Below are 298 nucleotides of genomic sequence, written 5' to 3' on the forward strand. Positions count from 1 at the left end.
ATTTTAATTCCTGTTCATCTATATCATTCGTTTCATAAATATTTATCAAATTTAATGTGATTGTTTTAGTTTGTAAATTCTTTAGGAAACGTTTATTATACTGGCAAGCTTTCATTAATATCGTGAAATTAGCCATTTGAAATGCTCTTTCATCGATTTCTAAGCCATATATATTATTTTCTAAAATTAGCTGTGGAATACTTCTTTCTGGGTAACCATTTTCTTTATAAATTTCATATAATAAATCAAACATATATAATAATATATGACCACTACCCATAGCCGGGTCAATGCACTT

1 protein-coding gene is annotated in these 298 nt (G+C 26.5%); it reads right to left on the reverse strand.

Annotated elements, in window-relative coordinates:
• The coding region (locus tag C9J34_RS21600; RefSeq protein ID WP_153062675.1) for an N-6 DNA methylase at positions 1-298 on the reverse strand (298 nt) is incomplete at both ends.

This window comes from Metasolibacillus meyeri (genome assembly GCF_003049505.1).
GTDB classification, from domain to species: Bacteria; Bacillota; Bacilli; order Bacillales_A; family Planococcaceae; genus Metasolibacillus; species Metasolibacillus meyeri.